Annotated in this window: 18 protein-coding genes; 3 read left to right on the forward strand and 15 right to left on the reverse strand. The window is 60.3% G+C overall.

Features of this window, described 5'->3' with window-relative positions:
• Window positions 1–2 precede the first annotated feature (2 nt).
• The 3 genes from ACVDHE_RS00550 to ACVDHE_RS00560 all read right to left on the reverse strand — a co-directional run bounded on the left by ACVDHE_RS00550 (window position 3) and on the right by ACVDHE_RS00560 (window position 2,664).
• The gene (locus ACVDHE_RS00550) at window positions 3–365 is read right to left on the reverse strand and encodes a BlaI/MecI/CopY family transcriptional regulator (RefSeq protein ID WP_458885236.1); all 363 of its coding nucleotides are present in this window, start codon (window positions 363–365) and stop codon (window positions 3–5) included.
• A 310-nt stretch (window positions 366–675) separates the two neighbouring features.
• Entirely contained in the window at window positions 676–1,947 is a 1,272-nt protein-coding gene (locus tag ACVDHE_RS00555; RefSeq protein WP_458885237.1) for a sensor histidine kinase, read from the reverse strand.
• Window positions 1,948–1,950: 3 nt separating this feature from the next.
• Window positions 1,951–2,664, reverse strand: a complete 714-nt coding sequence (locus tag ACVDHE_RS00560; protein WP_458885238.1) for a LytR/AlgR family response regulator transcription factor — start codon at window positions 2,662–2,664, stop codon at window positions 1,951–1,953.
• Between the two features lie 251 nt (window positions 2,665–2,915).
• Between ACVDHE_RS00560 and ACVDHE_RS00565 the strand changes: the two genes are divergently transcribed.
• The 3 genes from ACVDHE_RS00565 to ACVDHE_RS00575 are packed head-to-tail and all read left to right on the forward strand — an operon-like array spanning window position 2,916 to window position 6,585.
• Window positions 2,916–3,689 carry a TraX family protein gene (locus ACVDHE_RS00565; RefSeq protein WP_458885239.1) on the forward strand — a complete coding sequence of 258 codons (774 nt, stop codon included), beginning with the start codon at window positions 2,916–2,918 and terminating at the stop codon, window positions 3,687–3,689.
• 21 nt (window positions 3,690–3,710) lie between these two features.
• The gene (locus tag ACVDHE_RS00570) at window positions 3,711–4,454 is read left to right on the forward strand and encodes an ABC transporter ATP-binding protein (RefSeq protein ID WP_458885240.1); all 744 of its coding nucleotides are present in this window, start codon (window positions 3,711–3,713) and stop codon (window positions 4,452–4,454) included.
• Between the two features lie 4 nt (window positions 4,455–4,458).
• A complete protein-coding gene (locus tag ACVDHE_RS00575) occupies window positions 4,459–6,585 on the forward strand; it encodes an FtsX-like permease family protein (protein WP_458885241.1) in 2,127 nt (708 codons plus the stop codon).
• A 998-nt stretch (window positions 6,586–7,583) separates the two neighbouring features.
• Here ACVDHE_RS00575 and vanT read toward each other — a convergent pair.
• From vanT to ACVDHE_RS00635, 12 genes are all read right to left on the reverse strand, one after another.
• The gene (vanT, locus tag ACVDHE_RS00580) at window positions 7,584–9,665 is read right to left on the reverse strand and encodes a serine racemase VanT catalytic subunit (RefSeq protein WP_458885242.1); all 2,082 of its coding nucleotides are present in this window, start codon (window positions 9,663–9,665) and stop codon (window positions 7,584–7,586) included.
• Entirely contained in the window at window positions 9,662–10,402 is a 741-nt protein-coding gene (locus ACVDHE_RS00585) for a M15 family metallopeptidase (RefSeq protein ID WP_458885243.1), read from the reverse strand. The genes vanT and ACVDHE_RS00585 overlap by 4 nt, the downstream gene beginning before the upstream one ends.
• The gene (vanG, locus tag ACVDHE_RS00590; protein WP_458885244.1) at window positions 10,399–11,439 is read right to left on the reverse strand and encodes a D-alanine--D-serine ligase VanG; all 1,041 of its coding nucleotides are present in this window, start codon (window positions 11,437–11,439) and stop codon (window positions 10,399–10,401) included. Before vanG ends, ACVDHE_RS00585 begins: the two co-directional genes overlap by 4 nt.
• A gap of 130 nt (window positions 11,440–11,569) precedes the next feature.
• Window positions 11,570–12,685, reverse strand: coding sequence for a sensor histidine kinase (locus ACVDHE_RS00595; RefSeq protein ID WP_458885245.1), 1,116 nt, complete (start codon window positions 12,683–12,685; stop codon window positions 11,570–11,572).
• Window positions 12,678–13,373: a VanR-ABDEGLN family response regulator transcription factor gene (gene vanR / locus ACVDHE_RS00600; protein WP_458885246.1), complete on the reverse strand. Its 696-nt coding sequence runs from the start codon at window positions 13,371–13,373 to the stop codon at window positions 12,678–12,680. The genes ACVDHE_RS00595 and vanR overlap by 8 nt, the downstream gene beginning before the upstream one ends.
• Window positions 13,374–13,759: 386 nt before the next feature.
• On the reverse strand, window positions 13,760–14,968 hold the full coding sequence (locus tag ACVDHE_RS00605; protein ID WP_458885247.1) for a hypothetical protein: 1,209 nt from the start codon (window positions 14,966–14,968) through the stop codon (window positions 13,760–13,762).
• Entirely contained in the window at window positions 14,965–16,113 is a 1,149-nt protein-coding gene (locus ACVDHE_RS00610; RefSeq protein ID WP_458885248.1) for a hypothetical protein, read from the reverse strand. The genes ACVDHE_RS00605 and ACVDHE_RS00610 overlap by 4 nt, the downstream gene beginning before the upstream one ends.
• The gene (locus ACVDHE_RS00615) at window positions 16,110–16,961 is read right to left on the reverse strand and encodes an ABC transporter ATP-binding protein (protein ID WP_458885249.1); all 852 of its coding nucleotides are present in this window, start codon (window positions 16,959–16,961) and stop codon (window positions 16,110–16,112) included. The genes ACVDHE_RS00610 and ACVDHE_RS00615 overlap by 4 nt, the downstream gene beginning before the upstream one ends.
• Window positions 16,948–17,700, reverse strand: coding sequence for a hypothetical protein (locus ACVDHE_RS00620; protein WP_458885250.1), 753 nt, complete (start codon window positions 17,698–17,700; stop codon window positions 16,948–16,950). The genes ACVDHE_RS00615 and ACVDHE_RS00620 overlap by 14 nt, the downstream gene beginning before the upstream one ends.
• Window positions 17,693–18,223: an RNA polymerase sigma factor gene (locus ACVDHE_RS00625; protein ID WP_458885251.1), complete on the reverse strand. Its 531-nt coding sequence runs from the start codon at window positions 18,221–18,223 to the stop codon at window positions 17,693–17,695. The genes ACVDHE_RS00620 and ACVDHE_RS00625 overlap by 8 nt, the downstream gene beginning before the upstream one ends.
• 633 nt (window positions 18,224–18,856) lie before the next feature.
• Window positions 18,857–20,287 carry a four-carbon acid sugar kinase family protein gene (locus ACVDHE_RS00630; RefSeq protein WP_458885252.1) on the reverse strand — a complete coding sequence of 477 codons (1,431 nt, stop codon included), beginning with the start codon at window positions 20,285–20,287 and terminating at the stop codon, window positions 18,857–18,859.
• A gap of 88 nt (window positions 20,288–20,375) precedes the next feature.
• Window positions 20,376–21,320: a hydroxyacid dehydrogenase gene (locus ACVDHE_RS00635; RefSeq protein ID WP_458885253.1), complete on the reverse strand. Its 945-nt coding sequence runs from the start codon at window positions 21,318–21,320 to the stop codon at window positions 20,376–20,378.
• Window positions 21,321–21,324: the final 4 nt, after the last annotated feature.

The raw sequence follows: 21,324 nt of genomic DNA on the forward strand, positions 1-21,324 counted from the left end.
ACTCATCCCTCCCGGTTCTGGTCGATCAGCCTTTGCAGCTGGCAAATCTCCTCCTCGGACAGCTTCTTCCGGCTAGTGAATGCGGCGAGAAACGCCGGCAGGGACCCATCGAAGGTCTCCTCCACGAACCGCTCCGACTGCATGGCGTGGAATTCCTCCCGGGAAACAGCAGCTGTGACGGTGCCGCCATCATTGCGGAACAGCCCCCGGTCGCAGAGTTTTTTCAGCACCGTGTAGGTGGTGGACTTTTTCCACGCCAACTCCTCCCGGCACAACTTCACCAGTTCTCCGGAAGTCAGAGGCTCGTGGCTCCAGATCAATTCCGCAAAGCGGCTTTCAATCATCCCCAGTTTTATTTCCTCCATACCGATCTCCCTTTTAGGTCTATTGATAATAGACCTATCTTTTGAAGAAAGTCTATCACAAATAGACCGCATTTGTCAAGCCGCATACCGCTGTCAAGATCAAGAGAGAAACTTGAGGCAAATACAGTGCGCCGGACAGTCCCTCTTTTCCGCCCGGCGCACTGCAAATCCTGTTGTCTATCCGGCAAAAGCTCCCTGGCCAACCATTTTCAAAGTCGTTCCCGAGCCGTTTCATCCGGTCATTCGCACAACGCGCATTCGCGCTGCCATGGAGGAATTCTCCAACGCATTCATCCCCCGCGCTTTCCGCCTAGACCGGTATGCAGGCCACCAGTTCGAACCGTCCGGCTTTCACACCGGCCTCCAGAGTTCCGCCATAGCGGCCGGTGATCTCCCGCATACCGGGCAGACCCAGGCCGTGGGCGGTTTTGTCCGCCTTGGTGGTAGCGAGGTCCGGCGCCACTGCCTCCCCCAGAGCGTTTTCCACCCGCAGCATAAAAAGGCCCTTCTGGACCCGGCACCGGACCGAGACGGTCTTGTCCTCCGCCCGGACCGCCGCCTCCATGGCGTTATCCAGAGCGTTGCCCAGCAGGGCCGTCAAGTCCAGGTCGGAGAGGGGCAACTGCTCCGGCAGGGTCACGGAGAAGTCCGGGGTGAGGCCCACCTGCCGCATGGCCTCCGCCTTGGCGGTCAGGACGGCGTTGGCGGTGTCGTTTTCACAGATCCTCCGGGCGCCGCTCAGGGCCGGGGAGCCGGCGAGCTCTTCCAGGTAGGAAAGCGCCCCTGCTGTGTCCCCCTGCTCCAGCCGTCCCCGGACTACGGTCAGGTGGTTCCGCAGGTCGTGGCGCAGCGTCCGCACCTGGCGCTCCTGCTGCCGCAGGCCCTGATAGTAGACCTCCCGCACCGAGGCCAGCTGGCTGGCCTGTTCCAGTTTCTCATGGTCCGAAAGCACCAGCACCGCCCGCAGCAGCATGACGGAGGTCAGCAGTACAAAGGGCAGCACCACCAGTCCCAGGTTCATGGCCTGCACGTATGCCGCAGGGGAGTCGTATTTCGTGTACGTCAGCAGCACCACCGCCGCCAGAGCGCAGAAGGGCATGGCGGCAAGACCCAGGGTCAGCCGCCACAGCCGGGGCGACAATGTCACCGGCTCTGCCGGCAGACGGCGCCGCAGCAGAAGGTACAGTCCCCCGAACACCACCGGCCGGGCCAGCCGGGTCACGACGTCATAGTCGTCCAGATCCCCCAGGTAGGTGTCCAGCAGAGCGCACACCGACATCACCAGGCAAAACACGATCAGGCTCATGGCGAGCCTGCCCACCCGGTCGCCCCGGGTGCACAGGAAGAACACCGCCAGAAAGACCGGCAGGGTGTAGAGCAGGTTGGGGTCCCCCACCCAGATCACCATGCCGCTGCTGCCGGTAAAAAGAAGCAGCAGAATGACCCGCCACCACCATCTTTTCCGCATAGAGAGGAAGGGCACGGACAGCCGGCAGATCACATACCCATTGAACAGGGCCAGAACGTACCAGAGCCCGCCTTGCAGCAGCTGTCGCAGAAATTCCAGGAATCGTCCTCCCATTTCCTATTCCTCCAGCTCCGCCCGGGTCAGGGCCAGCAGGGCATCGGACAGGCAGGAGCGGCTGATGGGCAGACGGGTGCCGTCAGTCAGCACCGCCTCGCTGCCCTCCACCCGATCCACTGCCGCCGCCCGGACCAGATACCGCTGGTGGAGCCGGACGAAGCCGCTTCCCACCTCCGCCGCTACGGCATCCAGCTTTCCGTAAAAGGTGTACTCCCGCCCCGCCGTGACGCACTTCACCTGCCGCCGGTCGGAGACGAAGTATAAAATATTGCCGATAGGGATGCGGTAGTGGGTGTCGCCGCTGCGGCAGACATAGGCCCTGTCCAGCTCCCGGTACAGCGCCGCCTGGGCCCGGTCCAGCACCTCCTCCAGCTGTTCCGCCTTGGGCGGCTTCATCAGATATCCCAGGGCCCCCACGCTGTACCCGTCAAAGACATGGTCGGCATAGCCGGTGACGAACACCATCTGAAGCCCGCCGTCCGCGGCCCGGAGCCGCCGGGCGGTCTCCATGCCGTCCAGCTCCCCCATCTCCATGTCCAGAAACACCAGATCCAGTTCCCCGGCGTGATGCCCCAGCCAGCGGAGCAGTCCCTCGCCGGAGGAGAACTCAAAAAACTGCCCCTCTATCCGCCGCCGCTCCAGCACCCGCTCCAGGGCAGAGCGAAGCACCAGCCGGGCGTCGTAAACATCATCGCAGATGCCGATGCGCAGCATCCGTTTCCCTCCTTCTTCTCAGGCCCCGCCTTTGGGCGGGGCCTTTTTGCGGGCCTCACCAGCCCGGCGCTGGGGCTATTTTACCATGAATGCCTCGTTTCTCCAAACCAAAGTTGACAGAAAATGCGCCGTTTATGACATCCCGGCAGCGAAACATTCCAAATTTGACATCCTGCCTGCCGGGAATGACGGCCCCGTTTGCGGCGGTCATCCCGCCGCGGTAAGCTGGGATCAGCAAGGAGGGAACCAACATGACCAACACCATCGCCGCACCCCGCTCCAGAGTTTGGAGCATTCTCACCACCCCACCGGCACTACCCCAGGAGGGCCCCCGGCTGAAAACCAATCTGGATACAGTCCTTTTGAAGCTCATCGCCATCGTCTCCATGCTGATCGACCACATCGGCGGCGCCTTCTTCCCGGAAATCGGGATCTTCCGCTGGGCGGGCCGACTGGCCTTTCCCATCTTCTGCTACTGCCTGACAGTGGGCCTGCTGTACACCCGGAGTGTGAAGAAGTACCTGCTGCGGCTGGGGATCTTCGCCCTGGTGAGCCAGCCTTTCTATATCCTGGCCTTCCACCCGGTATCGGCGTTCTGGGAGAACCTCACCAACTGGAACATCTTCTTCACTTTGTTCCTGAGCCTCCTGGCCATAGCCGGGCTCAAGGAGCGGAAATGGTGGCTCTTTGCCCTGGCGCTCTTCGCCGTCAGCTGGTGGAATTTCGACTACTCCGGCACCGGCATCCAGCTGATGCTGATCTTCTACCTCTGCCGCAACCACCCCAAGGTGGGCGCGGCCCTCTACTGTCTGAGCTATCTTCCGGCTCTCTGGACCGGCTGGCCGGAGGACCCCCTGTGCCTGATGGTGGGCGGATGGAGCGTGGATTGGTCCATCTTCGCCATCCTGGCAGCTCCGCTGATCTTCCTGCCCCTGCGGTCCCGACTGAAGATCAACAGGTGGTTTTTTTACGGTTTTTACCCCGCCCATCTGGCGCTTATCGCCCTGGTGCGGAATCTCAAGTGAATTCTGAAAGGAATGACCACTATGCTGACAGTGAAAGACCTGCGCAAATCCTACCAGGTGGGAAAAAACACTTACGAAGTGCTCAAGGGCGTTTCCCTGGAGGTGGACAAGGGGGAGTTCGTGGCAGTGATGGGTCCCTCCGGGTCCGGCAAGACCACCCTTCTAAATTGCATCTCCTGCTACATTCCCTCGGACGCCGGCAGCATCCTGCTGGGTGACACGGAGCTGGCCCAGCTGGATGAGGATGCCCTGGCCCAGGTGCGCAACCAGCAGCTGGGCTTTGTGTTCCAGGACTTTTTGCTGCTGGACGGTCTGACGGTCCGGGAGAACATTTTGCTGCCGGCCATCATCGGCGGCGCTGTCTCCGCCATGACGGAGGCCCGGGCGGACCAGCTGTGCGACGTGTTCGGCATCTCCGCTATCCGGGACAAGTACCCGGTGGAGATCTCCGGCGGCGAGAAGCAGCGCACCGCCGTGGCCCGGGCCCTCATCAACCACCCCCTGCTGATCCTGGCCGATGAACCCACGGGAAACCTGGATTCCAAATCGTCACGGGCGGTGATCCGCTCCTTTGAGCAGGCCAGGTCCGTTCTGGAAGCCACCATCTTCATGGTGACCCACGACTCCTTCGCCGCCTCCTTCTGTGACCGGGTGGTGATCCTCCGGGACGGCGTGGTGTGGAGGACCCTGGAGAAGGGTTCCCTGGAGCGGAGCGCATTTCAGGATCAGCTGCTCCAAGCCATCCGGGACATGGGCAAGGAGTGAGACGATGCGGACATTTACTCAAGTGTACGCCGCCCTGCGGCGGAAAAACAAGGGACAGTACGCCCTGCTGAGCGGCTGCTGCTTTTTCTCGGTATTGCTGATCACCGCCTATGTGTGCATGATGCGCTCGCCCACCATTCTCTCGGTGCTGCCGGAGGGGGGCGACAGCCGCAAGCAGGTGATGATGGTGTTCGTCCTGGCAGTCATTGGCTGCGCCGTGTTCACCACTTACGCCGCCGGACTGTTCTTCCGGCAGAAATCCCGGGAGACCGGTGTGTTTCTGGCGCTGGGAGCCTCCCGCCGGCAGCTGAAGGCGGAGCTGCAAAGGGATCTGACAGCCATCGCCTCTGGCTCCTGCACCGTTGGAGCCATTTTGGGAAAGCCTCTGGCCTGGGGACTCTGGCAGATATTCCGAGCTCTGGTGGTGGACACAGAGGAGATGGATCTCTCCTTTGACCCGGCAGCCTACACCTATGCCTTGGCCTTTGCGGCCTATGTGACCGCTATGCTCTTCTTTCTGGGAGGCCGCTCCATCCGCAGGACCAACATCATCGACGTGGTTCAGGAATCCCACACCTCGGAGCCCATCCGGGAGGTAAAGCGCTGGTACGGCTGGACGGGCATCGTTCTGGCGGCTGTGGGTGGCTTCTGCGGCTATATCGCCCCGGCGGTGTTCATCCGTGGTCTCCACTGGTATCCTCCGGAGGGCCTCACCGCCGTTTTCTACCTGCCCGCGCTGGCGGGGCTGTATATGATTTTGCTCCACACCGTAGCCAACGGCTGGGGCGGCAGTCGGCGCAGGTACAAGGACATCATCTCCGTATCCCAGATGCGTTTTCAGGGCCGTCAGACCGTGCGGAACATGCTTGTGATGACCGTGCTCATCGCCGGGGCTTACTTTGCCGCCTTTTACGCCCCCATGCTGGGCACCGGCACCATGATGAGCTATGATGCCCGGCCGGTGGACTATGCCTATCACTTCCGCGCCGACCAGGACATTCCTCAGGAGGACGAGGTCCGCTCTCTGGCGGAGGAATGTGACGTTACCATTGCCTCTTGGACCCAGGTCCCCATGGCCCGGCTGGCAGTGGACGGAACCAGACATGTGGAAACAGAAGGAACCCTGGGCACCACTTGGGAGAGCGTTTACTATGAGCAGGCCGAATCCGGTCTTTTCCTCTCCGAGTCCGCCTACAACGCCCTTACCGAAGGAGATCTGGACCTGCGGCCCGGGGAAATCGCGGGGATCATGGATGCCACTGGCGACGGACAAGGCATTTTCGGTGGAGAGGTCACCCTGGTCACCAACCCCATCACCGGGCATCACTGGCGGGTGACCATGGCGGAGGACCTGCGCAATGACCTCCTCTTTGGCCGCTATGTGGTGGACGACGCCGACTACGAGGAGATGACCCGCGGCCTCCCTGACGACTGGCGGGAGGAGATGGTGTTCTTCAACGTAGAAAACGACGAGGAGACCTATGACTTTGCCAAGGCCCTCTTTTATGAGATCGTGGACTGCTCCGGTCCGGAAGTCGCGCTGTATGACAGCTTCGATCCCATTGTGCGGGAGATTGAGCTGACTGAGACCGGGGAGTACTTTCTGGACCCGGAGACCTGTGAGAAATATGGCTTTACTCCCATCGACTACGGCCAGAGGGACAGTTCCAACTTCCGGCTCTACTGGCAGTACATGCCCCAGTTCCGGATACTGGACAAGGCGGACTTCGTCAAGACTACGGCGGTATTCCTGGTGCTCTTTCTCTTTATCGCCATCGTGTGCTTTGCCGCCGTCATCGTCATTGCCTTTACCCGCTGCCTCACCATCGCCATCACCAGCCGGCAAGTGTATGACGACCTGCGTCACCTGGGCGCGTCAAGGGAATATCTGTTTCGTTCTGCCCGCAGCCAGGTACGCCGGGTGTTTCTGGTTCCCGTAGTGACCGGCACCGCCTTGATCTACGGATTCTACATCATGATCATGTATTTCAACGACAGCCGTCTGACCGCAGGAGAGGCCGCCGGGCTTGGCAGCTGCCTGCTTCTGGTCCTGATTGTGTCTGTGGGGCTCTACGGAGTCTATCGCCTCACCCGCCGCAGCGTCTGCCGCAAATTGGGTATTTATTTATAGTAATCCTACGCCATTTCCAAAAGCAGCTCTGCACCACGTCTTTTTCGCTTGACGTCTATAATATGAATAGAACAACGGTGAGACCTTTCGTTCATTTTCCTCTTTTTCTATTTGTACCAGTACAATTATGCTTACAAAGTGCCGCAGGTTCTATCGTCTGACGTGCCATCTCTATTTTCATTCTCAAATGCGATAGTCTTTCCGGAAACATTGGCAGATCGATAAAATATATAAAATTCCATATAAAATTTCAAGTGACCAATTCAATAACTTCACCTGGCAAAATTGCTAAATTAACAAAAGTCAATCTCAAAGAACCTCTTTCCACATCGCCGCATCTACAATGCAGGCCATATTAGAAATCGGATTAAGTTTTTTATTATATCAAATGCCATTTCAAACAGCCAAAAAATTTCAAAATCAGCAAAAGGACAACACTTTTCTGGAGGAAATATTTCTAGTCAATTTTTCTCCGCATTAAAATGGCATTAATGTTGCAAAAAGCCACTCTATTTCATTTATTAAGCTCTGCAAAAAGTAATATTCTTGAAGCACTGCAGTGATCAAGATCTGTGCTCGGATTCGTCTCAAAGGCTGAAAAGTCCTGCTAATTGAAGGAATAAGCGCTTTTGGCCCTCCAACAAAATATGCTTTAACGCACACGCTATATTTGACGGACTTTGCTTCTTCCGATTAAGCCATATCACATTTAATTATTTTAATTATAATAATTTACGGTATAAGTGCGGCGATCAACATGCAGTTGCTCAGTGCGTATTTCTTAATCACTTCATCAGGATAACTATAATTCCACTCGTCCGGGGCAGACGGGTCTGCCCAAAAATGCCGGCAGTCCATCACCCCGTCTTAATTTCAACATAAGAAGCCCCCGGCACCCTTGTGCCGGGGGCTTCTTATGCGCGCCAGAAAATGCAGACAGCACGGCGAAAGGCCGACCTTCCCAAAGCGACCCCGCCCTCAGAAAGGAACGATTATTTTCAACTGCAATCGCACCGACCGCTCAGCAAACCCAGCCGAGAGTTCAGAGATGCGAGCAGTTCATTGGTAATGGTACCACAGCATTCAGCAATTTCCCAAGCGGTGATCTCCTGGCCTCCGTCGCGGCCAATCAGGGTCACCACATCCCCAGGGTTGACCCCAGGCACCTCCGTCACATCCAGAAACAGCTGATCCATGCACATCCGCCCCACCATGGAGCACCGGCGGCCGCGGATCAGGGCTTCCCCGCCGGTTTGTGACAGCTGCCGTGGCAGTCCGTCTCCGTAGCCGATGGTGACCACCGCCAGGATAGTTTCACGCCGGGCCTGAAAGACAAGGCCGTACCCTGCCCCCTCCCCGGGGGTCAATCGCCGCACGGAAGCCACCCGGGCCCGCAGGGACAGCACCGGCCGCAGATCCGGCCAGGCGGCTGTGGGCGAGCCGTCGCTGGGCACACCGTAGAGGATGATTCCCGCCCGCAGATACCGGCAGGGCTGGGGCGGCAAATTCAAAAGACCGTAGCTGGACTGGATATGGACGGCACCGAGGTCATAGCCGGCAGAGCGAAGCCAGCCCACCGCCTGGTAGAAACCGTCCAGCTGCCGTTGGGTATAGTCCTCATCGCCCTTTTCCAGGCTGTCGGAGACGCACAGGTGAGAGAACACCCCGTCAATACGCAGATTCTTCTCCCGAAACAGCCGGCCCAGGGCCTCCCGGTCCCCTGCCGGGACACCCAATCGGTGCATGCCGGTGTCCAGGCCCAAGTGAACGCGGACAGGTCCCCGGGCCGCCAGGGCGTGGCCGTGGGCCTCGTCCGCCACGGTCTGGGTCAGGCGCCAGCGGCGCAGCAGCGGGGTATCCTCCGGGTCCGTCCAGCCCAGGATCAAAACGGTCCCCCGAATCCCCGCTTTCCGCAGGGCGATGCCCTCGCTGAGGCAGGCCACGGCAAAGGCCCGGACCCCCGCCCGCTGCAGCCGCCGGGCGATCTGTACCGCCCCGTGGCCGTAGGCGTCCGCCTTGACCACCGCCATCAACTCCTGCCCCGGAGCCAGGCACTTTTGCAGCACGACAGCGTTGTGCGCCAGCGCGTCCAGGTCGATCTCCCGCCAGGCCCGGGCCATGGGCCGGAGCGGCCGGGGACGCAGTGTCAGGATCAGGCCGGACAGGACCAGTGTCAGCAATGCAGCGGCAGTGAAGTGGATCAGGCTGTTCTCCACCATCCAGCATTCCCACCCCAGTGCTCCGGCAGCGCCCCGGACCAGCACGATGCACCACGGATGCAGCAGGTAGACCAGGGCGGACAGGTACCGCAGCTCCCGCCGCTGTCCGCCGTTCAGCTCCAGCAGCCAGGCGAAAAGGCATCCCATCACCAAGGGCAGCGCAAGGTACATGCTGTCATGGCGCTGGACGCCCAGGCTCTGCAGCCAGAAGGCCTCGGCGGTCATGATGGCCAGACCGGCCAGGGTCCCCAGCGCGGCCGTCCGCCGGGAAAGCCGCACTCCCGCCGCGCCCAGCAGGAGAAACAGCGGCACATAGAACAGGCCGTTCCGAGTGTAGGTGAACACCTGAAAAACGGCTCCATACAGGCTCTCCGCGCCGGGGATCCGCGCCGCCAGGCCGTAATAGCTGTCGCCGCCCAGGCCGATCAGATACAGCGCCCCTGCCGCCGCCAGACCCGCCCGAAATCCCAGGCGGCGGAGCCCTTTTGCAATGGGCACGCCCAGCAGGAGGGCCGGAAAATACCACAGGTGATAGAAGGTGCCGTCGGTCACGAACTTCCAGAAAAAGTCCGGCGTCACCTGCCCGGCGTAGAGGTTCAAGGGCAGGTACAGCGCCGCCGCGGCGGCATAGAGGAGCGCCGTTTTTTTCAGCAAGCGCCGGGCAGACCGCCAGCCAGACCGCTCCAGAAAATACCCGCTGATCATCAAAAACAGCGGCACCGACAGCCGGGCCAGCACCCTCGTCAGGAAAAAGTCACCGGCGGCGGTGAAAGAGGACAGGGGCGAGGTGTGGTTGCACACCACCAGTACCGCCGCGGCCAGCCTGGCCCAGTCCAGCGCTGCCCGCTTTTCCATCTTCATGCGGGGCACCCCCAGGCGGTGACAATGAAGCCGCCGATATTGTCCCCGGAGACCTGGCAGCAGCCCTCCGGCAGCTGGACCTCCGTCTCCTCCCCGGCGCAGGGCACATAAAACACCTGGGCCAGTTGGCCGCCGGGCAAGGGGCAGCTGCGCTGCCGCTGCCGCAGGAAATCCGGGTATTCCTCCAGGCACAGTCCGTTGGCATCCATCAGCAAAGCGTGGGGGGTGCCCACATAGCGGAAGTGCCAGGGCTCCCGGGCAATGCCGGTGACGCTCTCCTTGCCCCGCTGATACCGCTCGATGAAACCGTATTTCGCCGCCGCGCGGCGAAAGGCGCCGCAGACGCCGTCGTAGGGGAAGGCGGGGCGGATAAAGTCGATGTGCCCTGCGGCCTTTCCCAGGTCAATGGCCAGGCCGCTCTGGTGCTCGCTGCATCCAGGGAAGGCCACGTATTTCCGGGTGAAGTCGACTCCGCTCTCCGCCAGGGTATCATCCCAGATGGCCTGCTGCTCCGCCCGGCTGCGCCAGCCGGAGACCGGCACGATTTCGCCCCGGCCGCCCACGCTCTGGACGCAGGCGGCCAGCAGCCGGGCAGTGCGGCGTTCCAGAAGGATATGGGGATGCAGGCTGTCCGGCGCTGCCAGGTCCGCCGGGGCGGAGCGGAGGGGATGGTCCCGGTTGATGACCAGCAGCGGTCCCTGAAACACCTGCCGCCGGTGAAGGATGACCGTCCTCATGCTTCCACCCCCAATTCAATGATCCGGCTGACCAGTGTGGTGAACCCCCAGCCCGCTGCGGCCATCATGCTGGGGTAGCGGCTGTGAGGCGTGAAGCCGGGGATGGTGTTGACCTCGTTGAAGATGATCTCCCCCTCCGGCGTCAGGAACAGATCCACCCGGGCAAAAACCCGGCAGTCCAGAGCCCGATAGATCACTTTGGCGGTCTCCTGGATCCGCGCCGCCTGCTCTGGGGAGATCCGGGCGGGACAGTGGATGGCGGAGGTCTTGAGGGTGTACTTCTCCTCGTAGTTAAAAAAGCCCTGAGACAGCTCGATCTCATCCACGGCCCCCACGGTCAGGGCGTCGTTTCCCAGAACGGCGCAGCCCACCTCGAAGCCCGGCACCGCCTCCTCCAGCAGGATCTCCCGGTCATGGGCGAAAGCGGTTTCCACCGCCGCAGTCAGCCACTCCGGGCTGTCCACCCAGCTGACGCCGAAGGAGGACCCGGCCCGGACGGGCTTGACGAACAGCGGATAGCCCAGTCCTTCTGCCGCAGCAGCGATCCGGTGGAAGTCCGCCCCCCGGCGGAACAGGATGCTTCCGGGCACCCGGACTCCGGCCAGGGCCGCCAGCTTACGGGCCCGGTCCTTGTCCATGCACAGGGCGCTGGACAATGCTCCGCAGCCGATCAGAGGCACACCGGTCAGTTCCAGCAGGCCCTGCACCGTGCCGTCCTCTCCGTTTTTTCCGTGGAGGATGGGAAAGGCTGCGTCAAAGGTCAGGCTGCCGCCGGAGCCGTCCAGCACCAGCAGGCGGCCAGTCCCCCGGTCCAGCGACAAGGTACAGGGAACGGCTTCCGGCCGGCTCTCCCAGGTGCCGTCCACCAGATGCTCCAGAGGACCGGCATACCACAGCCACCGCCCTTCCCGGGTGATGCCCACCGGCAGAGGCGTATAGCGGCCGGGATCCATGTGGGTGAGAACGCCATAGGCGGACTGGAGGGAGACCTCGTGCTCCGTGGAACAGCCGCCGAACAGTACCAAAATCGTTTTCATGCAAAATACCTCCCGAAAGCGGAAAACCGCCTTGCTTTGATACGCTGATGGTACCAGAGCAAGGCGGCGGGAGTATTCTGCTTTTCCTGTGAAGTTCCTGCGAGATCCCTGTGAAATTCTTGTGATTTTCTTACGGTGCCGTCTCCAGGGGCAAGGTGACGGTGAAGGTGGTCTCGCCACCGGCGCTGCGGGCGGTGATGGAGCCCCCGTGGAGCTCCACGATCTCCTTGGCAATGGCCAGGCCCAGCCCCGCGCCGCCGGAGGCAGAGGAGCGGGCGCTGTCCAGACGGAAGAACCGCTCGAAGAGGCGCGCCAGCTTTTCCGGCGGAATGTCCGCCCCCCGGTTGGCAAAGGCCAGGACGGCCCGGTCTCCCTCCGCCCGACCGGTGATGGTGACTTCCGTGTCCGGGAGGCTGTAATGGCAGGCGTTTCGCAGCAGATTGTCCAGGACCCGGGCCAGCTTGTCCGGATCGCAGGGGCACACCAGCTTCCCCGGCAGCTCCAGGCGGCAGGTGAGGCGGGCCTCCGCCAGTTGGGGGGCGAATTCGCTGGCCACCTGCTGGACCATTCGGACAAGGTCCGTGGGCCGCGTTTCCAGCTCGATGTGAGAGAGGTTGAAGCGGGTGATGTCGAAGAATTCGTTGATGAGGTCCTCCAGCCGCTCCGCCTTGTCCAGGGCGATCCCGGTATACCGCGCCCGCAGCTCCGGCGAGATCTGGGGCTCATCCCGCAGCAGCGTCAGATAGCCGATGACGCTGGTGAGGGGCGTTTTCAGGTCGTGGGCCAGATACACCACCAGATCGTTTTTCCGCTGCTCGGCGTCTTTGGCGGCCCGGGCATCCCGAAGGGCCTGCTCCCGGGCGGCGTTGAGCTGGACCTCCGCCTCCGCCAGGGCCTCCGGCAATACGATGCGCTCCTCCGTGGGTCGGGCCAGCTGCTCGGCGGCGTCGGTCAGAGCCTCCAGTTGAGCCACGGGCCGGGCCACGAAGAAGTAGCTGATGAACACCCATCCGATCAGCACCACAAAGGTGCAGACCAAGACGATATTGTCCCGCACCCAGGTCAGCAGCCGATAAAGAGGGCCGTCATACCAGGTGAAGGAGCTGCATACCAACAGCCCCAGAAAAGCCAGCAGAATCACCACCGCCACCCAGGCCATCAGCGCCAGAAGATAGATCCCCCAGGCCCGCCGGGCCCGGCTGCGTCCCTGCTCGGAGAGGCCTTTATATCGTGTTCGCTTACTCAATGGTATACCCCACTCCCCACACAGTCTTGATGAATTTCGGCTTCCGGCTGGGCTCGTGCATCTTCTCCCGCAGCCGGGCAATGTGGCTCATGACGGTATTGTTGCTGTCCATATAGGCCTCGCCCCACACCGCCTCGAACAGCTCCTCACTGGAGACCACCTGTCCCCGCTTCCGGCACAAATACCAGAGGATGGAGAACTCCAGAGGCGTCAGAGACAGCTCCTCACCGTAAAGGGTGCACTTATGGGTGGTCTGGGAGATCTGAAGGCCCCGGAAATCATATTCCGCTGTTTCCCGGGCCGCTGTCTCGCCGGAGTTATAGCGGAGGTACCGCCGCAGCTGGGTTTTTACCCGGGCCACCAACTCCAGGGGATTGAAAGGCTTGGTGATATAGTCGTCGGCCCCCAGGGTCAATCCCATGATCTTGTCCATGTCCTCCACCCGGGCGGTCAGCATCACGATGGGAAACAGATGCTCCTCCCGGATCTTCTGGCACAGGGTGAAGCCATCCATGTCCGGAAGCATCACGTCCAGGATGGCCAGGTCCAGCCGGGTCCTCCGCACACAGGCCAGGGCGTCGGCAGCGGTATAGAATTTGTGGACGGTATAGCCCTCGTTGCTGAGGCAGAGCTCTACCAGATCCGCGATGGCAGTCTCATCGTCCACCACCAGAACATCTACGCTCATAGCAGTTCCTTTCTCCCATAAAAAATGTGAGAAATATTATAACACGATATGCCTTAAAAGAGAAGCCACGGAAAAACGCCATGTACATCCCGATCTCTCGCGTCCCAAGGGATACATCCCGGCAAAGTGTCCGCGGGACCAAATTGAGCAGCATTCCCGCCTCCCGCCGCTCCTCACCGGCGGCATACAGCTAAGAGGGGAACCGCGCGGCACACGGTTCCCCTCCGGAAGCATCGGACTGAACAAGCTCACCAGTTTAGAAATTCAAAAGTCCCACACAGATCTGTTGTTTACAATATCCATTCCGCTTCCAATCCACTGCGGTGCAAATACTTTCAGGCGGTTTTAAAAATCAGCGGATCAGAGGCTTTCTGAAACGTGCTTGTTCAAATCAGCTCGCGTTTTCTCTGTCCGCGGCAGGTCACCACGCAGAGAATGATACTGACTGTCAAAAGTCCGGCAGCCACCGCCGCCTCCGTTCCTCTGGGCATCCAGGGGCCGTTCTCCCAGATTCGCCGAAAGCAGAAGGGCCGGTCCAGGAGCCAGCTGCCCAGCACCGCTCCCACCGCCGCAAACAGCGGCAGAGCCTTGAGCAGCATGGCGATGTAGCTGCCGCTGTACTGAGAGAGGAACACCGTGAGGCCGGCAGCCGCCAGGGACAGCGCCAGGATCAGTCCCGCCAGCACGAAAAGATAGGTCCCATAGGTCCAGTCGAACCAAGGCGAACCCCAAGCCCAGATGCCGCCCAGGCCGCAATCGCGAAACCGCAGAGGCTCCTGGGCCAGGAATGGAATAGCGTAAACCAAAAGATTGACGGCTGTCAGCACCAATGCGGAGCATAGGGCGGCCGTCATCTGGGTAATCAGAATGGCCCGTCCCCGGCGGGAGGTCCACTGCATGGCCCGGGTCCTCCGCAGCCGGTCCCGCACCAGAGTGGGGCAGAGCAGCAGCACGATGCTCAGAACACACCACACTGCCAGATCCTTTCCGTACTCCCAGGTGGATTCCTTGACGGAATCCGGAAGCAGCCCATGGGCCCTCTCCGGTTCAGCCATCTGCTCCTCCCGATGGATCATGGCCTCCGGCTGTCCCTCTGCCTTCCTGCCGGAGATCACCAAGGCGTTGTGCTCTTCCTGGGTGTCATACAGCTCCATGGTATACTGGATCTCTTCAATGATATACCAGTTGGTGCCGCCGTACACCCGTTGGACCAGGGATTCCCGGTCCATGTCCGCCTCACCGCCGGAATCGGAGGTATCCGCGTGATAATCCTCCAGAAATTCACAAAAAGCCTCGTAGTCCGTCAGGCCCCCCTCGGCAGCCTCCGGGATGGCGGCGATCTGTATGTCGAAGGCCGCGATCTCCTCCGCCAGCTGGCCGTCCAGCTCCGCCCGCTCTTCCGGCTCCAGCGTGGGGCCGTATTCCTCTACCCACTCCGAAGCCAGCTGGAACTGGGCCTGAGACGCAGGGCCGTTGCAGAAGTATTCGATGTAGAACTCCGGGAACATCCAATAGTACACCGCTCCCAGCAGCAAGATGGCCGCCAAGATACCGGGACGCCAGATCTTCCGCAGTTCCCATGCCAAAAGTCTCATGTGAGCACATCCTTTCTCCGAAAACGGCGCAGAGCCAGGGCCGTCCCGACACCGAGCAGCAGCAGATCCGCCGCCACGGCGATAGTCTCCTGCCAGGGCAGCACCGCGTTGAGGCCCAATTCCGTAAACCAGCCGCCGCAGCAGAGCCACACGACGATGGGCTGAAAACAGGAGAGGACATATCCCACCCACAGCTTCAGCTCCCCCAGCGTCGAGGTGAGCCCCAGGCCGCCGAAGCACAAAATCCCCGCCGCCAGCGCCGCCAGATACGGACTGCGGACCAGCGTGCCGCAGAGGGATGCCAGCAGGGAAAACGATGCCGTCAGAGCAGCCCCCAGGGCCAGAGCAGCCGCCAGATACCCGGCTACGGTAAAGTCCCCCCAGGTGAGGAAGGGCCGGATCAGCAGCATGTCCGAGAGGTAGTTGAACTGGCTGGAGACGCTGGCGTCCCAAACGCCGCCGTAGCCGAACCGGGCAAAATACAGCCCCAGGGTGGGCGCGGCCACCAGGATCAGGAACATCGGGGACGCCGCCAAAGATGCCAAAACCTTGACCTTCCGTAGCTGCCGCCCGGTCTGGGAGGCGCAGGCCAGGCCCTCCGTCCGGTGCATCCCCTCGTAGCCCAGGAGGTACAGCGTCCCCAGCATGGCGGCGATGGATGCCTCCCCCAGAATGGACCGCATCAGCGTCCCGAAGAGGAACTGGTGGCTCCCCTGGGTGGCGGGCCCCGCGTACAGGTCCATTCCGGCGCCGATCTGGGCCAGATGGTCCACCCGGGCGGACAGCGCATCGTATTTCCAGGCCATCCACGACACGGCCGTGGGGGAATTTTTCACGATATCCGTATAGAATTCCTTCAAAATACCGGTGTCGTAGGTCTCAAAGACATTCTCCAGGCCGGTGACGGATTGGAGCAGGACGCTTCGGTTCTCCGTCTCCGGCAGGGCCGACAGGCCATCGCAAAACGCCTGATCCACCCGCTGGCCCAGGCGGGCGGCATCCGCCGAAGCCTCGTTGAAAAAAGCCCGGTCCCACTCCGAGAGGGTACAAATCAGCAGGGCGTTGAACAGAAGGCTCAGCGCCAGAAAGGCCCACAGGGCCGGCAGGCGGAAGAGTTTGCGCCACTCATGCACGGCGAGGCTCATGACTGGCCCTCCCGGTAGATGGCGAGGAACGCATCCTCCAGCCCCGGTGCCGCGGGAACGGCACCGGCAGGCGGGTTCTCCGTCAGGATCCGCAGTACCGGCCCCGCCTCGCTTTGTCCTTCGCTGAGCAGGAACTGGTCCGGCCCAAGCACAGTCCCCGCCGGAACCTGACAGACCTTCCCGTGGAACCGGGCGCAGATATTGGCGGGGGTATCGCAGCAGTAGAGCCGGTGGTCCCGGAACATGACGATCTGCCCGGCGATGGTCTCCACGTCCGAGACGATGTGGGTGGACAGCAGCACGATCCGGTCCTCCGCCAAGGAGTGGATCAGGTTCCGGAACCGCACCCGCTCCCGGGGGTCCAGTCCGGCTGTGGGCTCATCCAGGATCAGCAGCCGGGGATCGTTCAGCATGGCGGAGGCGATGCCCACCCGCTGGATCATGCCGCCGGAGAACTTTCGGAGCTTCCGGTCCCCGTCCGCCCCCAAGCCCACCAGCTCCAGGAGGCAGCTGATCCGCTCTTCCGCCTCCCGCTTGGGGATACACTGGAGCGCGGCCACATACCGCAAAAACTGCCGGGGGGTGTAGTTGGGATAGTACCCGAACTGTTGGGGCAGATACCCCAGCAGTCCCCGGTACTCCGCCCCCAGAGCCAGGATGTCCTCCCCATCCCAGAGAATCTGCCCCTTTGTGGGGAACAGGAGGGTGGAGAGCATTTTCATCAGAGTGGTCTTTCCGGCGCCGTTGGGGCCCAGCAGGCCGTAAACGCCGGGGGAAAAGGTCAGGGAAATATCCTCCAGAGCCGTGAACGCTCCGTATCGCTTTGTCACGTGTTCAACTGAGAGCATAAATGATTCCTCCTTCCGTGCGCCGGCAGAAGCGGCGCAGTTCCGAAACATACAGAGCCAGAGCAGCGGCGGTGAGCAGGCAGAACAGTACAGTGGGCACTCCATTGAGCCACCTGGCGGCCCGTTCCCACAGCAACGGAATAATCCCCAGCGCCGTCCAAGCCACCGGGGCTGCCAGCAATCCCGCCATCCCCCGCAACCGCAGGCAGTAGAGAGACAGCACTCCATACAGGCACAGGCTGGAGACGGACAAAGCCACCATCCAGAAAAGGGAGACGATTCCCTCCGCCAGATACCACAGCAGCAAATTGGCCGGCACGCACACCAGCACCGACGCACTTCCGAATACCAGCATCCGCAGGGCCGTCATGGGCCGAAGGGACACCCGGCAGGTCTGCCGCCACTCCAGTGTGCCGGACTGGGCCTCCTTCCAGGCCGTCAGCAGATGGAGCGCGGCGTACAATGCCGGGGACAACAAAAACAGCACTGGGCCCAATGGGCCCTGCCGGGCCGCCGCGGCCGCCGCCGGCAGCAGGCACAGCACCAGAGCCAGCGCCGAGAGGAACAGGCAGTCCGCCGCACCGAAAAACAGGGTCCGCAGGCCCACCGTCTGAAGGATTTCCGTCAGCGTGTGCCAAAGCCCCGTCCGGGGCGGGAGGCCTTCATCCAGAATGCCGGCCACGGCAGCATCCTTTTCCGCGGCGGTTGGCATGGGGATCTCGTTCCAGCGGTCATCCATGTGGATCAAACTCCTCTCTCAAACGCTTCAGCAAGCGGTAATAGCGGGATTTCACCGCCGCCTCCGGCTCCCCCACGGCAGCGGCGATCTCCGGGAAGGACTGCTCTGCATAGAGACGCAGACGGAACACCGCCTGGACCTGGGGCTCCAGGCCGGAGACAAAGCCTTCGATCTGTTCCAGCAACGCCCGGTCCTGGATCCGGGCGGCGAAGTCCTCCTCCGACGACACCTCCAGATCCTCCAGGGGCAGGGGCGTCAGGCGGGAGCGGCGGCGGGCGTCGATGACCTTGTTTGCGGCGATCCGATAAAGCCAGGTGCGGAACGTCCCCCGCTCCGCCCGATAGGCGGGCAGCGCCCGCAGCATGGCCAGGAAAATGGACTGGGTCAGGTCCATGGCGTCCTCTTTATGGCCGGTCTGGCGGTAGACAAAGCGGTAGATCTCATCGTAGTGGGCCCGGATCAGACGATCCGCCGCCGTCCGGGAGCCCCTGCGCTGTATCTCCCGGATCCATTGCTCTTCCACTGCCTCACCGCCTTTCCGACTGTATATTCGCACAATAGGGTACCATCGTTTCAGAAAAAGGAGAAGATTTTTTTACCGCAGTCCAGCGCTTGCTTTTGAGCCAAAACGAACCGAAGGAAGAAGCCACCTCATGGGGAAAAATATAGAATCCTCCAGAGGGCGGGAAATATGGCAGGGTCATTTTCCCGCAGAAAAACAAAAAATCTACATTTTGGTTCAAATCATCAATACATAAGGGAGTGTCTCAAGTTGAATCTCCGGCCTCTTTTCAGCCTGTTTTCCTTTCAGTAGCCGAGCAAATTGTGTAACGTATCAGTACAATAATCTTGTCTCGTAAAGAACTTCACACTTTACTGCCATATTTTTCGCCGTGCCGGTCCAAAAACATTGCAGCAAAGCACGCAGTTCATGATGAACATCAGACAAACCGTTGATAATGACAAATTAACGATGCCGTTTCAGAAAGATTTAGACAACTTTGGCAGGTATCAGGCAACAAGGCCGCGCAAAAGCGAGATCAACTGCAACAGCATGCCGCAGATCATCCCGCTCAAGTCTGAAACTGCGATAAAGTAACATGTCTCAACAAAAAACGCCCGTATTTCGAGAAAAAGCTCGAAATACGGGTGTTTTTTACGGAGTAAGTTTTCGTACAGCCTCCAGCAGGCTTTCGTCGCCGCCTACATTTCCAGGGAAAATCACATATGGCATTTCGGGGAACTTGCTGTCTTTTCCAGCCCGCCAGACTGGGATACCCGGCAGGATCTGCCCCATAACAGTAGCCTTGTGCAAGGATAGCCCGCGGGTAGCTACATCACTGGAAGTAATCCCCCCCTTTGCAATGATGAAGTTTGGGCGAATTTTCAGGTCCGCGATAATTTGCACCAGTCCCTCGGAGATCCGGGCAGCCAACCGCAGTTCCTCTTCTTTGTCCGCAGCATTGAGGTCCAGCCGCTCTCTGCGCGTGTAGATAACGACGCTTTTTCCTTGAGAGATTGCCGCATCCGCTGCATCGCTCACCCGCCGGATCTCCCGCTCAAAAGCCTGCGTGTCCAGTACTAGATGTTGATTGAACTCCAGCGGAGTAATCTCGGTTCCAGCCAGCAGCTGTTCCAGTTGGCGAGTTGTCTTTTTCACATGGGATCCAACAATCACAACACCGCCGTTCCGGTTTTCCGTATCCGCCAGTTCCTGTCGCGTCAGCACATGGCCTGTGCAGCCTGCCAAGACCCGCAGAATAGAAGAAGCGGTGCGCAACAGGAAGGTTTTTCCGTCTTCAATGGCCCCTAACAGCTCCGGTACAAACCGCTCCACATCCTCATAGGAGATCGCGTTGACCACGATCTTTTCAAAGTCTGCCGCCTGGCTCAGCATCTTTCCTATCTCTCTGTCTTTTCCAGTCCGCAATTCCGCCAGAGTCACATAGCGAACGGATTCCGCCAAGCAAGCCCCGCCGGTCTTTTCCTCTATCCACTGCCCTAGGTGAGAACTGTGATAACCGAAGGTCTTATCTGCAGCAAATTCAGATTCTCCCACCGGCTTCAGTACACCATTTTCCTCCAGATAATGAATGTTTTCAGCAGTGTAACGCCCGCCTTCCTGGAAAAAGGGGCACAAGATTTCCCCATCCACATACTGCCCGTGACGCTCCATCACCCGGCGCAGCGTCTCAGTTTCCAGAGGATAATGTCCCCGTAATGTGGAGTCGCTCCGGGAAACCAAGAGGATCTTCCTCCCGCAGGTCTTAGCGGCTTTTAATAGATTTTCTGACAACTCCTCGTGCAGCGCCCGGGAACGGGCGGCAGTGAGCGCGCGGGAATTGGTCAGTATAAACAGCATTCTCGGTTTTCGCTCCAATTCCTCCTGTAGAAGGGATTGCTCCCAACTAGTCACCACCGGCACATTGGATACAGTCTGGGTTCCCGTAGGATCGTCATCCAGCACCACCACCGTACGGTCAAATCGTGAGAGGGCGTTTTTCAAAGCCTGTTCCAGCCGTGTTTTCTCATAAGCGGGATACTGTTCCCGCACCTGTTCGATCGTCTGTCCTTTCCACGAAACCATATGTGTCATACCTCCTCGCGCCAGCAGACGTTCTGGAAAAATTTAGTTCTCCGCAGAGATCGCGCGGAGGACCGGAAAAAACTGCGGATTACTTCGCAGGGTGATTGACCGGATACTGCGGACTCTCGCCGGTAAGCGTATCCATAATTCCCTGGGCGCTATCCATCCCCATAGCCCGCATAGCAGCATCGCTGAGAGCTGCGGTATGGGGGGTCACAATCAGGTTATCCAAGCTCCACAGCGGAGAATCGGTTTGCGGCGGCTCCGGTTCAAAAACATCCAGCGCCGCTCCTGCGATCTTCCGGAAACGCAGCGCCTGATAAAGTGCCTCTGAGTCCACAACGCCTCCCCGAGAAGCGTTAATCAGAACCGCCTCCGGCTTCATGCAGGCCAGTGTTTCGGCATTAATCAGGTGGTAAGTATCCGCCGAAAGCGGTGTATGCAAAGAGACCACATCCGCCTGCCTCAGCAGCGTTTCCAGCGGCAGCAGCTGGATCCCGAAGGTTTCAGCCTGCTCCTGGGACATGTAAGGATCATACGCAATAAAATGAACATCGAAGCCAGAGAGTTTCTGGTGAACCAGCCGTGCGATCCGTCCGTAGCCCACCAATCCTACGGTCTTTCCCCGCAGCTCTCTGACAAGGCACTTACTGCGGATAGAAAACTCTCCCGACCTAGTGGCTCTGTCCAGTACCACTACATCCTTCAGCAGTGCCAGAATCAACGCCGCTGTGTGTTCCGCTACTGCATGAATGTTGGCTGTGGGCGCATTGACCACCTGAATCCCACGGGCAGTTGCCGCATCCACATCGATATTATCCACACCGATGCCGTGCTTTGCGATAACACGCAGCTGCGGCAGCGCATCCATAACCTCTGCATCCACACGGGCCACCCGAACCAGCATGCCAGCACACCCGGCAGCTTCCTGGGCCAAGTGATCCGTGCTGCTGCCCTGGATCACTTGAAAGCGCGTCCTCAAAAGCTGGACTGCATCCTGATGGATAGGTTCACTGACAAACACTTTTTCCATATGT

The organism is Dysosmobacter sp. Phy (assembly GCF_054476235.1).